The sequence below is a fragment of the Rugamonas aquatica genome (assembly GCF_009380215.1).
GTDB classification, from domain to species: domain Bacteria; phylum Pseudomonadota; class Gammaproteobacteria; order Burkholderiales; family Burkholderiaceae_D; genus Rugamonas; species Rugamonas aquatica_B.
Window position 1 is genome coordinate 324,308 of record NZ_WHUG01000005.1, and the last position, 15,677, is coordinate 339,984.

Genomic DNA, 15,677 nt, shown 5'->3' on the forward strand with positions numbered 1-15,677 from the left:
CGCCGGCTTTTTTCATGATGGGGTCAAGTCTGACATTTGGACACGGCCTCTGCCGTAATAGCTGCCACGGCAGAGGCCGTGTCCAAATGTCAGACTTGACCCCAGGGTTAGCGAACGTGGAAGCGGGTGGTGGTGACGACCTGGGCGTTGGCGTCGATCAGGGCCAGTTGGTGCGGGCCGGGGACGGGGCGCCAGGCGTAGTCGGTGTTGGCCTGGCCTAGATCGGCGCCGTCGAGGCGCCACGACAGGCCCTTGCCGCCCTGTGCCTGGAAGAAGACGCGCTGGATGGCGTCCGGGATGTCGGGGTCAATGGCGATGATGCTCGCTTCGCCCGGATAGAGGATCTTCGCCGCGCGCTGGGTATCCTGCACCAGCGCGATCACCGGGCTTTCGGTGCCGGCGATGAACCATTCGCCACGCGCCGATTCCAGCGCCGGCTGGTAGACGATCTGCTGACGCACCACGCCGGCCGGCGGCTGCGGCGCCCTGCCCGGCTGCCCGCGATGCAGGTAATCCATCACGTCGCGCCACACCGGCGCCGCGCCGCTGACACCGGAAACATCCCACATCGACTGTCCATCGAAATTGCCGACCCAGACGCCTACCGTGTACCTGTCCGTGTAACCCATGCACCAGTTGTCGCGCATGTCCTTGCTAGTGCCGGTTTTGACGGCACTCCAGAAGGTCGTGGCCAACTCGTTCTTCAGCCCGAAGGTCAGGCTGCGCGCGGCGCGGTCGGACAGGATGTCGCCGATGATGAAGGCCGCCCTGCCATCCAGCACCCGCCGCGTAGACGCAGAAGCCGCGCGCGGCGCCAGCGTCACCGGGCCATACACGCCGCCGTTGGCCAGCGTGCGGTAGGCGTTACTCAACTCCAGCAGCGTGACCTCTGCCGATCCCAGCGCCAAAGAATAGCCGTAGTAGTCCGGCGATTCGGTCAGGCTGTTCAAGCCTACATCATGCAGGCGCTCGTAGAAGCGGTCCATGCCCGTCATCACCAGCGTACGCACCGCCGGCACGTTGAGCGAGCTGGCAAGACTGGTCCGCACACTGACGTGGCCTTTGAATTCCTTGTCGTAGTTCTGCGGGATATACAGGCCGGTCGGCGTGGAGATATCGATCGCCGTATCGTCCATCACCGACGCCGCCGTGATCAGCCGGCGCTCCAGCGCCAGCTCGTACAGAAAAGGCTTGAGCGTGGACCCGGCCTGCCGCAGCGCCGCCACGCCATCGACCTCGCCGGTACCGGCATTGCCGATATAGGCCAGGATCTCGCCGCTGGCGTTATCCAGCACCACCACCGCGCCGTCGTTGACGTTGCGCGTCCTCAGCGACATCAGTTGCTGGCGCAAGGCCGTCTGCGCGTAGCGCTGCAAGTCGGCGTCGAGCGTGCTGCGTACCGACTGTCCGCCACTGGTCAGCAACTGCTGCGCCACCTGCGGCGCTGGCGGCAGATCGGCCGCCATCAGCGGACGGCTCATCGCGATCATGGTCCGCAGTTCGATCTCGCTACAGGTGGCCGGCGCCTTGAGCTCACGCGACAACGCACACGCGCGCTGCCACACCACCTTGGGCGCCGCACCCGGCCCGCGCAGCAGGCTGGCCAGGATCATCGATTCGGTCAGGTTCAGTCCCGACGGCGCCTTGCCGAACAGGCCCCGCGCCGCCGCGCCCACGCCTTGCAACTCGCCGCGGAAGGAGACCAGGTTCAGATAGGCTTCCATGATCTGCGGCTTGGTCCAGCTGGCGTCGATCTCGCGGGCGGCCTTGATCTGGTCCCACTTCTGCCCCCAGCTGCGGCCCTTGGCGGAAGCCTGCAGATGCGGATCCAGTTGCGCGGCCAACTGCATGGTGATGGTGGAGGCGCCGCGCGGACGGCTGCGGAACAGATTGTCCCAGGCGGCCTTGGTGGCCGCGCTCCAGTCCACGCCTCCGTGTTCGTAGAAGCGCTGGTCTTCGGCTTGCAGCACGGCCGCCGGCAGGCTGGGCGAGATGTCGGCCAGCGCCACCCATGGCAGGCGGCGCACTTTCATGTCGATGCGCAGCGACTGCACCGGCTGGCCGTTGCGGTCCAACAGTTCGGCCTCCGAGGAGCGGTAGCCGGACCGCACCTGCTCCGGCGTCGGTACGCTAAACGCATCGGCACTCGGCGCGGCGCCATGTGCGGCGCCGGCCAGCGCCAGCAAGCTTGCTGCTATCAGTTTCATTTCACGCTCATCGGTGCATTCGGCGCTTCGCCAAACATCTCCGGGCTGTACATCGCTTCGACACGCGTAGAAGGCAGGTTGAACTGGCCCGGATTATTCAAACGCACAGTGTACTCCACGCTCCACTTTCCTTTCGGGACGAACTGGTAGAACGCGTGATAACCCTCGAAAGTACGCTCCTCGAACACCGGCCAGGTCCAGCCGATGCTCTTGTTGCCGGCGCTGAGCAACTGCGAATCGCGCCCCAGCCCGGAACCGAGCACGGTGGCGCTGGCCGGAATAGGATCGTCCACCACCACCCAGGTCATGTCCGACTGCGCTTCCAGGTCCAGATGCACGCGATAGACATCGCCACGCGACCAGACGCCGGCCTTCTTCTGCTCCACCGGCGTGATGGTCTTGGCGATCTTGTAGCCGCTCGATACGGGCGCCTTCAACGGCAGTGCGGCCAGCGTCTGCACCGTCACCCATGGCTTGCCGGTGCCAACGTGGCTCAGCTCCAGCTCTCCACTGCCGCGCGGCCAAGGCAGCATCGCGCTGCCGCCCTTGGACGTGCCGCCGAAAGCGATGCTCTTGCTGGCCTGCGCCAGCGTGGCGCTGCTGGTGCCGGTGACGGCCACGCTCTCGAACTTCTGCGAGAAGCGGTCGATCGCCAGCGTGCCCCAGGCATTGGCTACCGTCGTGCCCCAGCGGCCCTTCTTCTGGCGCCCCAGCGCGCCGCGCGCCAGACGGCCCATGTCGTCCTTCCAGGCCGGGTTGTCCGCCATCGCCAGCAGCAGCCGGTTGGCGTTGGTGTCGGCGGACGCCATCAACCACCACCAGTCGTCGGTGCGCTCGGTCGAGAAGCCCATCGTCGTGCCTTGCAGGTTCAGGCGCGAACGCAAAATCTGGTCGGCCTGCGCCAGCCGTTGCGCGCGCATCGGCAGCTTGGGCGAACGCTTAAGCACCAGGTACCAGTCGATGACGGCCGATGTCGGCCACAGGTTAGGCTCGGCGGCGAAGGACTCCAGCGCTTCCGGCAGGATGCCGTTGGAGCGCGACAGCGCCTCCAGCGCAGCCACCTTGCGGATCGCCAGGTCCGCGGTCGGCAGCGACGAGTAGCGCACCACCTTACCCTGCACAAAGGCCATCAGGCCAGTCTCCATGCGCCCCTTCAGCTCCGCCGGGATGTCGTAGCCCGCCTCCTGCGAGGCCGACAGCACATAAGCGGTCAGCGAGTCGGAGCCCTGCTGCATGCTGGCGAAGTATTTGACCAGACCATCGGCATCCAGATGCGCCGGCAGCGTATCGACCGCCGACTGCCACATCGCCTTGTCATGCAGCGCGATGGCGCGCGAGCTGACCTGCTCGAAGCAGCGGTATGGGTAGGCGCTCATGTAATCGCGCACGCCCGGCAGATCGCTGCCCAGGCGGGCGCTGAACTGCGTCTGCACGCCGCCGCGTCCCGGCAGCGCATCGTCCGGCAGGCGGACCTGCATCGACTGCTTGCCGTCCAGTTGCAGCAGCGTGGCCTGCGTGGTGCGTACCGGCACGGCGGCCACCACTTTCTGCTTGACCTTCAAGCGGTCGCGCGAGGCAGGACCGCCCTCGCCTTCGGCCACGATGCTGGCACTGACATCCCACGCCAGCGAGCTGACATTCAGCGGCACCTGATAGTCCCAGCCGATATCCTGCGCCTGCCCCGCCTCCAGCGACACCTGCTGCGGCGCCAACGCCTTGCCGCCCGCGCTGGCGGTCAGCGCGACCTTGACGGCGGCGTCGGTGGTGTTACGCAGCGTGAAGCCGGCGCGGAAGCGGTCGCCCTCGCGCACCAGCGCGGGCAGGCCTGACAGCAGTATCAAATCCTGCGAGCTGCGCACCTCGGTGCGGCCGGTGCCGAACAGGTCGGCGTTGGCGCTGGCGATGGCGACGATGCGGAAGGCCGTCAACGAGTCGTTGATCGGCACCTGCACCGTGGCTTCGCCGTTGGCGTCCAGAACGACGCGGCCTTTCCAGAACAGCAGCGTGTCGAACAGCTCACGCCCACCGCCCTTGCCGCCGCCACCGCCGTGCGGCACAGCCTTGCGGCCGAAGTGGCGCTTGCCGACCACCTGCATCTGCGCGGTCGCCGTCTGCACTTGCAGGCTGCGCTGCTGCATCATCGCTTCCAGCAGATCCCAGCTGGTGTTGGGCATCAGCTCCAGCAGGCCGACATCGACCGCCGCCAGCGCCACCTCCGCACCGGCGGGCGGCGCCGAGCCGTCCGCACGCGTGACCTTGACCGCCACCGTGGCCTTGTCGCGGATGTTGTAGACCGGCTTGTCCGCCGTGACCTGCACCTTCAGTTCATTGGCCGACCAGCCCACGCGAAGCGGCGTGATCCCCAGCTTGTAGGCGGGCTTGCCCAGGTCGACCAGCGCGGTCGGCTGCACGCTGGCCACACGGCCGCGCACCACCAGCGCCGATACGTACACATTCGGCGCATAGCTGTTCTTGACCGGGATGGTGAACACCGGCGCGCTGCCCGACAGCGGACGCACATAGGTATCGATGACGCCCTCGCGCTCCACCGTAATCAGCGCGGTCGCTTCGCGGAACGGCATGCGCACCTGGAAGCTGGCCGTTTCGCCCGGCTCGTAGCGCTTCTTCTCCGGCAGCAGGTCGATGCGATCGTTGTCGGTGGCGTTGAACCACCAGTCGGCGCCGTCGGCCACCCAGGTTTCGCGGTTGGTCATGGCGACGCGCTGTTGCGCATCCTGCGTTTTGGCGCGCAGGATCAGGTTGCCCGATGCGGGCGCTTTGACCTGGCAGATCAGCAGGCCCTTGTTGTCGGTCTTGCCCGCGCAGGCCGCGCCCAGGGCCTTGACCTCGTTGTTGTTCTCGTAGGCGTAGAAGCCGCCGATCAGACGGCGCCGATGCGAGTACGACTGCCGCTGGAAGAAGTCCACAGACACCGGAGCATCCGCCACCGGTTTGCCTTGCAGGTCCAGCACCACCACCTGGAACTTCAGCGCGTCCTTGCTCAGCACCCAGCCGTCGGGCTGTATGCCGATCACATAACTGGACGGCCACAATGGTATGCGCGTGGAGACGGACAGCGTTTCGCCGTTGGCGTCCTGGTAGGACATTTCGGCCGTCAAGTCACGCGGGGTTTGCACCACCGGCAGTTGATCGAGCGTGACGCGCGCGCCACCGGCCTTGTCCAGCGACAGGCTGCGGGTCTTGATGCCTGCGGGCCCGCTGACCGCACCGCTGTCTGCGTCGGCCTCGCCCTCTTCGAACATGCCTTCGTCTTCGTCGAAAGCGCCGTTGCTGCGCTCGACGCCGACCTTGACGTCGCCGGTGCTGAAGGTGAAGTCCGCATAGTCTTCAAAGCTGACCGCCTTGTCCTGCACCACGGTGCGCAACTGCACCGGCGCTCCGCCCGCGCCGCCACCGGACAGGTAGCTGAGCTGCACATCCAGATCCACCGTCGGCGCTTGGATGGCCGGCGTCTTCGGTCCTTGCAGGACGGCTTTCATGGTCGGCACACGGAACTGCTCGACGCGGAAGCGCCCCGCCGTGCGCCCGCCCAGTATGACCTGATACCAGCCCTGCTTCGCATCGGTCGGAATCGCCCATTGGTTTTCCGCGCTGCCGTTGGCGCCCCAGCTGATCGGCAGTTCGTATTTCTGCTCGCTGCCTTCGTGCATGACGAAGATACTGCCCGGCTGCGCCTTGCGCAGCGCTTCGCCCGCGCCGACCAGCGCAATGCCCTGCTGCACATGGCGGCGCAGGAAGTGCTTCATATGCACAGTCTCTCCGGCGCGCAGCAGCGTGCGGTCGAATACGGTGGCGGCGATGACGGTGTCGGCGCTGCTGTCCTCCGTCGGCAGATTGAAGCGCCAGCTCTCGATGCCGCGCGTCCAGCTGGACAGCGTGAAGGTCATGTCGGCGCCGCTGCGGGCGCTGATGAAGTAGCCGCTGGTGTTGTCGCAGCGGCCTTCCGCCAGCTCCTGCGCGATGCGGGCCACGCCCATGCCGTCGGTGGCGCCCTGCCACACCTGCTTACCGGCGCAATCGCGCACCGTCACCTGCGCCTGCGGCACGGGCTTGCCCTTGTCCAGCGACGTGACCCACACCAGCGACGACTGCGCGCCGCGCTTGAAGTGCGCCACCATGTTCGTCACCAGCGCCGCCGAACTGACGTAGGCGGTGGAAGGCTTGTCGTTCAGCGCCGCGCCCAGTTTGGGGCTGGCCAGTTCGACCACGTAGAAGCCGGGCTTGCGCAGCGGGATGCCGACCACTTCGAACGCCTGCTTGCCGCCCGGCTTGGGCATGGTGAAGCGCTCGACCGCACCGGCCGGTGCGCGCTTGCTGTCGCCCAGCAGCGGTTTGTAGAGCGCATCGCCGTACAGCTCCTGCGGTTCCCAGCCGTAGCCGGACATGCGGCGCAGCCAGGCCATGATCTGCTTGTCCTGCTCATCCTGCGCGACCGCGCCATCGTTGACGCGCAAGGCGGCGCCGTCGACCCGCGACGTGCGGCCGGCCAGGCTGCCCTCGATATTGCGCACCGTGACCGGCAGCAGGCGGTCGCCCCTGGCTTCGATGATGCCGAAGCGCGCGGGGAACTTGACCAGCGGCGGCTGCGCGTCGGTCTGCACCGTCATCGGGAAGCGCGCCTGATTCAATAAGGTGCGGTTGGCGTCGTCCTTCAAACCGGCCGGCAGTGACAGCGTCAGTTTGGACTTTTCAGGGAAAGGTCCGTTGATGGTCAGCCAGCTGACATAGTCGGCCTTGGCCTCTTCCTTGTCGACGCCGGCCTTGAAGGTTTTGCCGCCAGGGCCGGTCAGCCTGATGGCCAACGCGTCGGCCATGCGGATCGGGGAGGTGAATTGCAAGCGCATTGGCAGGAATGGGATGCAACCGCCATCAACCTTCAATCGGTCGCAGCTGAAACTGGCGGTGAACTCGCGTCGGGTCTTGTACGTCCAGGTCTGGTCCTGCGTGGTGACGATGCCGCTGTCGGCGGTGATGCCCGCGCCCCAGACCAGCGACACTTCCGCATTCGCAGGCAGGCGGCGCTTGCATTGCAGGACAGTCAGCGGCAACTGCTCCAGGCGCTTGCTGCGCACCTTCGTTGTGGCGCCCCACACCACGCCGCGCGCCTTGAAGTACAGCGTGAGATAGCGGTCGGTGAAGGATTTGCGCTGTTCCAGTATCTGCTCGCGCTCCGCGCCTTTCAGCACGCGCACGCCGATTTTTTCGTTGATGCCTTCGGCGCGGCACCAGGCGTGGGCGGCGACGGTGTCGTCGCCGGCCGGCGCATCGAGACCGAGGATGAAGATCTGTTGTTCGTCGATGTCCGACGCGCCCTCGCGCGGCACCGATTGAACAATCGCGGGACCGCCGGTGTTAAAGGCGAAACGGTGTTCGCCGGCGAGCGGATTGCCCGCCAGGTCTTTGGCGTCGCTCTTCAGCGTGAAGCTGCACGCCACGCCGGCCGGCAGGTCGCGGACAAAATCGTAGCTCCAGTTTTTGCCGTCGATCCAGCGGCCCTTGCCCTCTTCCGGACAATCGACGGTGAACGGATCGCCCAGGCGCATGTCGCCCAAGGGGACCATCTGGCCGCTGAAGCGCGCCGTGACCTGGCGTACGCCTTTGACGACGCCGCTGGGAGAAAAGGAGGTGACGGTGGTTTGGGCCAGAACGGCCAGCGGCAGGCTGCACAGGGCAGCCATGCCTATAAAACGGGACAGGAGGCGCATGCCAACTCCGGTGCTGATAAGGAATCAGACCAGTGTTGCAAACGCCCCGGGCAAAGTCAACAACATTACCGGAAAAACATCAGGCCAAATTGAACACGCCCATCGATTCCACGTGCGAAGTGTGCGGGAACATATTGACCACGCCCGCCTTATCGAGCACATAGCCGGCGTTGACCAGGATGCCGGCGTCGCGCGCCAGCGTGGACGGGCTGCACGACACGTAGACGATACGCTTGGGCAGCAGGTCGGCGCGGGTCTGGCTCAGCGCCACCAGCGCTTCGCTGAGGGCCATGGCGCCGTCGCGCGGCGGGTCGATCAGCATGCGGTCGAACTTGCCCAGTTCGATCAGGTGATCAGCCGTCACTTCGAACAGGTTGCGGGTGTAGAAGGTCGTCTTGTCGGACAGGCCGTTGGCCTTGGCGTTGTCCAGCGCGCGCTCGGTCAGCGAGGTCGCGCCTTCGATGCCGACCACTTCGCGCGCCTGCGTCGCCAGCGGCAGCGTGAAGTTGCCCAGGCCGCAGAACAGGTCGGCCACGCGGTCTTCAGGCTGCACTTCCAGCAGGCGCAGGGCCTTGGCCACCAGCACGCGGTTGATGTAGTGGTTCACCTGCGTGAAATCGACCGGCTTGAATGGCATCTTGATACCGAATTCCGGCAACAGGTAGTACAGCTCCTGGTCCAGCGGGTAGAACGGCGCGGCCGTTTCCGGGCCCTTGGTCTGCAGCCAGAACTGGATGTTGTGCTGGTCGGCGAAAGCCTTCAGCTTGGCGTCGTCGCCATTGCCCAGCGGCGCCATGATGCGCAGCACCAGCGCGGTCACGCCTTCGCCGATGGCCACTTCGATCTGCGGGATCTGGTCGAACAGGGTCATCGAGCCGATCAGCGCGCGCAGCGGCAGCAGCAGGTCCGACACATGCTTGGGCAGGATCTGGCAGCTCTGGATGTCGGCCACGAAGATGGTTTTCTTTTCCTTGAAGCCGACCAGCACCGTGTTCTTCTTGGCCACGTGGCGCACCGACAGGCGCGCGCGGTAGCGGTAGCCCCAGGTCGGGCCGTACATCGGGCGCATCACCGACAGCGCACGCACCTTGCCGATGTGTTGCAGGTTATCTTCCAGCACGCGCTGCTTGATCGCCACCTGGGCGGTCGGCTCCAGGTGCTGCATCGAGCAGCCGCCGCACATTTCGAAGTGCACGCACTTGGGCTGCACGCGCATGTGGGATTCATGCAGCAGCTCGTCCATGCGCGCCATTTCCCAGTTTTTCTTCTTCTTGAACGTGGTGAATTTCACCGTCTCGCCAGGCAATGCGCCTTCGACAAACACCACTTTACCTTGGGAGCCGTCTTCATTTTCCAGATGGCCGACGCCGCGGGCGTCCATGTCGAGCGACTTGATGAAGATTGTATTTTCTTGCATAACGTTCAATGTTGGATTGGGAATGGCTAGCGCCGGCACTCATATGCCGGGGCCGACATGATAGCAGAATGGGAAGAGACTACAGCAGGGAATCGCGCACCACGCCGCGCGCGGCCATGGCCCGTTTCAGCTTGACCAGCGCTTCCTGCTGAATCTGGCGCACGCGCTCGCGGGTGACGCCCATTTCCTCGGCCAGCGTTTCCAGCGTGGCCGGGTCGTCGTTGTCGAGGCCGAAGCGGCGCATGATGACGATGCGCTGCTTGTCCGGCAGCTTGGTCAGCCAGTCGCGCACCAGCAGCGTCATCTCGTGGTGCTCGGCGCGCGCGTCGGGGCTGTCTTCGGCGTCGCCGGGCAGCATGTCCATCAGCGACGATTGCGGATCGTTGTCCAGCGGCGCGTCGAGCGAGGTGGCGTGCTCGGACAGCGCCAGGATGTCCTGCACCTCCTCCACCGGGCGGCCCACCAGCTCGGCGATGTCCTCGGCGGTGGCGTCCTTGCCGTTGTGGTGCTGGGCTTCGAGGTGGTATTTGCCGCGCAGGATCTGGTTCAGCTCGCGCACCATGTGCACCGGCAGCCGCACCGTGCGGGCCTGGTTCATGATCGCGCGTTCTATGCTCTGGCGTATCCACCAGGTGGCGTAGGTGGAGAAACGGAAGCCGCGCTCGGGCTCGAACTTGTCGATGGCGCGCATCAGGCCGATGTTGCCCTCCTCGATCATGTCGAGCAGGACCACGCCGCGGTTGATGTAGTGCTTGGCGATGGACACCACCAGACGCAGATTGTGTTCAATCATGGTCTGGCGGGCACTGAAATCGCCGGCCTTGGCCAGCGTGGCGTAGTGCACTTCCTGCGGCGCCGTCAGCAGCGGCCGGGTGCCGATCTGGTTCAGATAGTGCTGGGTGGTGTCGGTCGACAGCTCGGCCGCCAGCACTTTCTTCAGTTCGTCGACGCTTTCCAGTACCGCAGCGGGTTCGGCGACTTCAGCCTCGCCGTCCCCCGATTCGATGGCGACATCATCGCTGCTCTCGTCCGGGAATTCGTCCGGGGCCGAGTCGTCATCCATCGGGTCGTGCGGCGTCTGTGTCATGGCTAGTCTAGCGGTTAGGCAGGAATCTGGACGGGTCCACCGGTTTGCCCTGCTGCCTGATTTCAAAGTGCAGTTTGACGGAGTCGGCGTCGGAATCGCCCATTTCCGCAATCATTTGTCCCTTGGTCACGCTCTGGCCTTCCTTGACCACGATGGTGCGATTGTGGGCGTAGGCCGATAACAAGCTATTACTGTGCTTCACAATAACGAGATTACCATATCCGCGGATGCCGCTGCCTGCATACATCACTTTTCCGGCCCCGGCAGCCACGACTTGCTGGCCCGCCTTGCCGGCGATATCGACACCCTTGTTCTTGCCTTCGTCGAAGGTGGCGATGACGCGGCCGTCGGACGGCCACATCCAGCTGAGTTTTTCATCTTCGGCGCTGGCGGCGGCCGATGCGGCGGCGGCGACCGGCGGCGCGGCGACGACGGCCGGCGACGGCTTGATGCTGCCGCCGTTGCCTTCGCTCTTGCCGCTGCCCTCAGGGCGTTGCAGCTCGGCCAGCGCGCTTTCCGAATAGGCTTTCTTCTCGCCTTTCGGCTCGGTTTTCTTGACCACAGGCGGAGGCGGCGGCGTCTTCTCCGCCGGCGGCATGACGATGGCGCCGGTCTGCACGCCGTTGCTGGCCGCGCTGTCCGGCGGCAGCACGCGCAGCACCTGGTCGACCTTGATGTCGTTCGGGTTGGCGAGGTTATTCCACGTGACCAGGTCGCGGTAGTTCTGGCCGTATTCCAGTGCGATGCGGATCAGCGTGTCGCCCTTCTTGACCGTGTACAGGCCGCGCTCGTCGCGGGCGATCTGCGCCGTTTCGCTGGGGGTGGCGGGTTTGACTGGCGGCGGCACGGTGCGGTCGACGACCGGTGCCTGATTCGGGGTGGTGCTACAGGCGCTCAAGAAAGCGAGCGCAAAGCTCAGTGCGAGCAGGTTGCTTTTATTTGTCATTCTCATCTTAATCTAATGGTACGGGCACATCATATTGTGCCCGGACGCAGCGGGACGAAATGGCAGTCTTCCAGCGTTTGGCTGGTCCACTCCGCCTTGCCGACGCGTGTAATTAATTCCAGGTGCTGCGCGCGCGCGCCCACCGGCGCCACCAGCCGGCCGCCTATGGTCAGCTGATCCAGCAGTGCTTGCGGCACTTCCAGACCGGCGGCGGCCAGGATGATACCGTCGAACGGGGCCGCTTGCGGCAGGCCTAGCATACCATCTCCGTAATGCAAACGCAGGTTCGGCACGCGCAGCGGCCGCAGATTGGCCTTGGCCAGCTCGTGCAGCGGCTTGATGCGCTCGATCGAATACACCTCCTGCGCCACGCAGGACAGCACCGCCGCCTGGTAGCCGCAGCCGGTGCCGATCTCCAGCACGCGCTGCAAGGGACCGCCGTTGCGCATCACCTCGATCATGCGGGCGACGATGTAGGGCTGGGAGATGGTCTGGTGGTGGCCGATCGGCAGCGAAGCGTCGATATAGGCTTGCGAGGCCAGCGCCTCGTCCATGAACATATGGCGCGGCACGCTCTCCATCGCGCCCAGGACCACCGCATCCTTGACGCCCTGCCTCGCCACCCGCTGCACCATGGCGCGGCGCACCGCGTCGGACACCAGCGGATTGCCGCGCGGCGCCGGCGCTACCGCCGGCTGCGCCCGTTCCATCGCGTAGCTGTGCGACTTGGACGGCGCCGCCACCGGCCGCGCATTGGAATAACCGTGCTGCGGCGCCACGTGGCGGGCCGCGTTCTGGGTCGCCGTTTGCGGCGTGGCCACCGGCGCGAACACCGTCGCCTTCTTGGCCCCCTTATCGACTACCGAGGATAGCGGGAGGGGAAAGCTACGGTTCTTCTCGTTCATGCCAGGGCCTTTGCCAATGCATCGCGTTGAGTTTTGTGGGTCAAATCGATCTGCAGCGGCGTGATCGAGGTCAGACCCTGGGCGCAGGCATGGAAATCCGTGCCCTCGCCCGCATCCTTGGTCGCGCCCGGCGGGCCGATCCAGAAAATTTCCCTGCCGCGCGGATCCCTGGCCCGTATCACCGGCTCGGCCTGGTGACGCCGGCCCAGCCGCGTGGCGACCGGAGTCGTCAGCTGCTCGTAAGGGCGGTTCGGGATGTTGACGTTCAGCAGATACGGCGCCGGCAGCGCTTCATAATAGCGCTGGATGATGTCGCGCGCATGACGGGCGGCGTCTTCGATGTGCTCCCAGCCATAGGCGCCTTGCGAAAAGGCGATGGCGGGGATGCCGAACAGATAGCCCTCGGTGGCGGCGGCGACCGTGCCCGAATACAGCGTGTCGTCGCCCATATTCGGGCCGTTGTTGATGCCGGAGACCACCAGGTCGGGCCGGTAGTCCAGCATGCCGGTCAGCGCCACGTGGACGCAGTCGGTCGGCGTGCCGTTGACAAAATAAAAACCATTGGCGGCCCGCTGCACCGACAGCGGCCGGTCCAGCGACAGCGAATTGGAGGCGCCGGAGCGGTTGCTGTCGGGCGCCACGACCACGATGTCGGCGATGGGTGCAAGGGCCTCGGCCAGCGCGTTGATGCCCGGCGCCAGGTAGCCGTCGTCATTACTGATCAGGATTCTCATACAATGATTTTACCTGAAGCAATGGCCGGACTGCGCGTGCCGGCGGGCTCCACACCAGATAAATTTGCGCTAGCGCGACGGCGGCCTGGAAGCGGACAAATGGCCGTCGAGCGCGAGCAATTCGTCGCCGGCGCGGGTCCACAAGCCGCTGGGGCTGGGAACGCCACGCGGACGCAACGGGCGCGACAAGGCGTCGCCGTAATCGTCCATGGCGCCGTCCTGATGCAGCTCCGGCACCAGCGCCTGCTCGCCGATGCGCCCTCCCACCGGGCCGCCCAGCTGCATCTGCACATCGGCCAGTTGCTCGCGCACCTTGCGGGTTTCCGGGTGATCCGGGCCCAAGCGCCGGATCTGCGCCTGCAGCACGGCGTCGAACAGGCTGCCGGCGGCGTCCAGCTCTTGCATCCGCAACAGGGTGCAGGCCAGCGCGGCCTTGCTGCGCAGCGTGTCCGCATGCTCGGCGCCCAGCAAGCGCTTGCGCGCGGCCAGCACCTGCTCCTGCGCGATGCGGGCGTGTTCGGTGTCGCCGCGCTGGAACAGCATGTCGGCCCGGCCAGCCTTGCAGGCCAGCGTCAGCAGGTGTTCCGGGCCCAGCATGCGCAAATAGGCGTCCAGCACCGCATCCTGCATGGCCAGCGCATCGGCCAGCCTGCCCTGCCCCGCCAGCGTGGCCGCCAGATTGGCCCGCGCCGCCAGTGTATCGAGATGTTCCGGCCCCAGCACGCGCTCGCGCGCTTCGACGATGCATTCCTCAAGGAATTGCGCCTCGTCCAACTGCCCCTGCGAGCGCAGTACGCCCGCCAGATTACCCTTGCTGAGCAGCGTATCGGGATGATCCTCGCCCAAGCCGCGCTGGCGCAGCGTCATACTTTCCTCGAAACAAGCCGACGCCTGCCGCAACCGGCCCTCGCCACGGTAGAGCTCGCCCAACTGGTTGAGACCGAGTGCCAGCGGCTGCGACACTGCCCGCGCGCCGCCTGCCGCCAGCACCCGGCGCGCGTCGGCGATCGAGTCCATCAAGCGGATTTCGCGGCTCGATTGCCATGGGAAGTAGCCGCCGGCCAGCCAGTCGAGGAAGGCTTCGAAGGTGCGCGTCAGCGAAAAACGATCGCCGCCCCGGTCCATGCTCACCGCCAGTTGCTCGCCGTAGGCGAAGGTGCGGGTCTGCTGTAGCTGGACCTCATCAAAATAGCTGTCCAGCGACATGTAGGTCAGGCCGTAGCTGGTACTCAGCAGCTGCTCGAAGATGGGCTGGTAGCCAGTGATGCGCCGTTGCTGATCGCCGCGCCGCCACTGGGCGCGCTGCACGCTGTCGCCCATTTCGATGCGTGATGGCAGAGGATAGACCAATAATGGCCGCTGTTCGTCTTCATGGCTGCGGCGATAGGCGGTCGCGCGCGTGACCATCGCCTGCACGCCTTCCAGGCTCTGGCGGTTGGGCGTGAACACCACGACCAGCTTGCGCGGCAGCAAGGTCGTGCAGATGCCGGCGCTGTCGGTACGGCCGGTGCGGGAATCGACCAGCACATGGCGGAAATGGCGTGAAAGATTATCGGCAAAGCAACGGAACAGCGCGGGGCAGCTGTCGAACAACTGATCCCAGTGCATCGCCGCCAAGCGTTCGCCGTAGCTCTCATCGAAACGGCCGGCGCGCATCAGGTACAGCTGGCTGCTCTGGTCGACCCGGCTGACATATTGCTCCCAGCCGACGGCGGCCAGCACCTCGCGCGCCAACTCTTCCTCGTCCAGCAGGGCCGCGCCCTTGCCTCTGCGCATTAGCTGCTCGCGGCAAGCCTCAAATAGCTCCAGCACCCCGGGCCGCTCTTCGTGGTGGTCGAAATAATGGTGCAAGCCCGGCGCCTCCAGATCCCAGTCGATCATCAACACGGGCGACGTGGCGTTCTGCTGGCGGGCCAGCAACACCGCGATATTGGACAAGGCCATGGTGCGCCCCGTTCCGCCCTTGTAAGAATAGAAAGTGATAACTTCGCCGGTTCCGGTCAACGGCGGCAGCGACAAGGCAGTGGTTTCCATGGCGAACCTTTTTAGCGTGGGAAGTGTGGAGGAGGAATGGCACGCCATTCCGGCGGAATGTCTGGCATGACAAAACGGCCACAGTCATGCTCCGGCGGCGTGCATCGCTTTAGGTAGTGGTAATGCTCGGCAATGCGCGCAACGATTTTCTTGATGTCCGGAATGAATTCCGGATTGGTTTTCAAATCGGCACTGGCCAGCGTGTAGCGCGAAAAGTCGACATACATGCCCGGCCCGGAAATTTGTGGCGGCAAACCGTCCGGATGCGGGGTCATGATGATGGGGATAATCAGGTGGCTGGGCAGCGGATACCAATGCTTGCGCTCATTTTCAATAAGTTGCATTGCTGCAAACTCACGTCGGGTGTAGGCATGGGCTTCGTACTTCGGTGTATAAATAACAATCATGCAAGCGCTCTCACACATGGCGCGCGCCAGTTTCTGATCGATGTCGTCCCCGCCTCCGAGTTGCTCACTATCAACAAAGAGTTCGTTCTCGTTGTCGAAGTGCGGCTCCAGGTAGCACTTGAGCGCGTCCACCAGATCGTTTTTGAACTTGCTCATGTAAGCGTGCTGGCCGTGCGCGTAACTGAAAAAGCAGCCGTGACGGATAGTCATGACA

General features: G+C 65.2%; 9 protein-coding genes. All 9 read right to left on the minus strand.

What is annotated here, in order from left to right:
• Positions 1-107: 107 nt before the first annotated feature.
• The gene (gene pbpC, locus GEV02_RS15455) at positions 108-2,207 is read right to left on the minus strand and encodes a penicillin-binding protein 1C (RefSeq protein WP_152838832.1); all 2,100 of its coding nucleotides are present in this window, start codon (positions 2,205-2,207) and stop codon (positions 108-110) included.
• Positions 2,204-7,933: an alpha-2-macroglobulin family protein gene (locus tag GEV02_RS15460; protein WP_152838833.1), complete on the minus strand. Its 5,730-nt coding sequence runs from the start codon at positions 7,931-7,933 to the stop codon at positions 2,204-2,206. The genes pbpC and GEV02_RS15460 overlap by 4 nt, the downstream gene beginning before the upstream one ends.
• A 79-nt stretch (positions 7,934-8,012) precedes the next feature.
• Positions 8,013-9,350 (minus strand): 23S rRNA (uracil(1939)-C(5))-methyltransferase RlmD, encoded by a 1,338-nt coding sequence (gene rlmD, locus GEV02_RS15465; RefSeq protein WP_152838834.1) that lies wholly within the window; start codon positions 9,348-9,350, stop codon positions 8,013-8,015.
• 79 nt (positions 9,351-9,429) lie between these two features.
• Positions 9,430-10,437, minus strand: coding sequence for an RNA polymerase sigma factor RpoS (rpoS, locus tag GEV02_RS15470; protein ID WP_152838835.1), 1,008 nt, complete (start codon positions 10,435-10,437; stop codon positions 9,430-9,432).
• A 7-nt stretch (positions 10,438-10,444) separates the two neighbouring features.
• Entirely contained in the window at positions 10,445-11,383 is a 939-nt protein-coding gene (locus tag GEV02_RS15475) for a peptidoglycan DD-metalloendopeptidase family protein (protein WP_152838836.1), read from the minus strand.
• Between the two features lie 29 nt (positions 11,384-11,412).
• Positions 11,413-12,288: a protein-L-isoaspartate(D-aspartate) O-methyltransferase gene (locus tag GEV02_RS15480; protein ID WP_152838837.1), complete on the minus strand. Its 876-nt coding sequence runs from the start codon at positions 12,286-12,288 to the stop codon at positions 11,413-11,415.
• A complete protein-coding gene (gene surE, locus GEV02_RS15485; RefSeq protein WP_152838838.1) occupies positions 12,285-13,022 on the minus strand; it encodes a 5'/3'-nucleotidase SurE in 738 nt (245 codons plus the stop codon). Before surE ends, GEV02_RS15480 begins: the two co-directional genes overlap by 4 nt.
• 69 nt (positions 13,023-13,091) lie before the next feature.
• Positions 13,092-15,056, minus strand: a complete 1,965-nt coding sequence (locus GEV02_RS15490; RefSeq protein ID WP_152838839.1) for a KGGVGR-motif variant AAA ATPase — start codon at positions 15,054-15,056, stop codon at positions 13,092-13,094.
• An 11-nt stretch (positions 15,057-15,067) separates the two neighbouring features.
• On the minus strand, positions 15,068-15,673 hold the full coding sequence (locus GEV02_RS15495) for a toll/interleukin-1 receptor domain-containing protein (RefSeq protein WP_152838840.1): 606 nt from the start codon (positions 15,671-15,673) through the stop codon (positions 15,068-15,070).
• Positions 15,674-15,677: the final 4 nt, after the last annotated feature.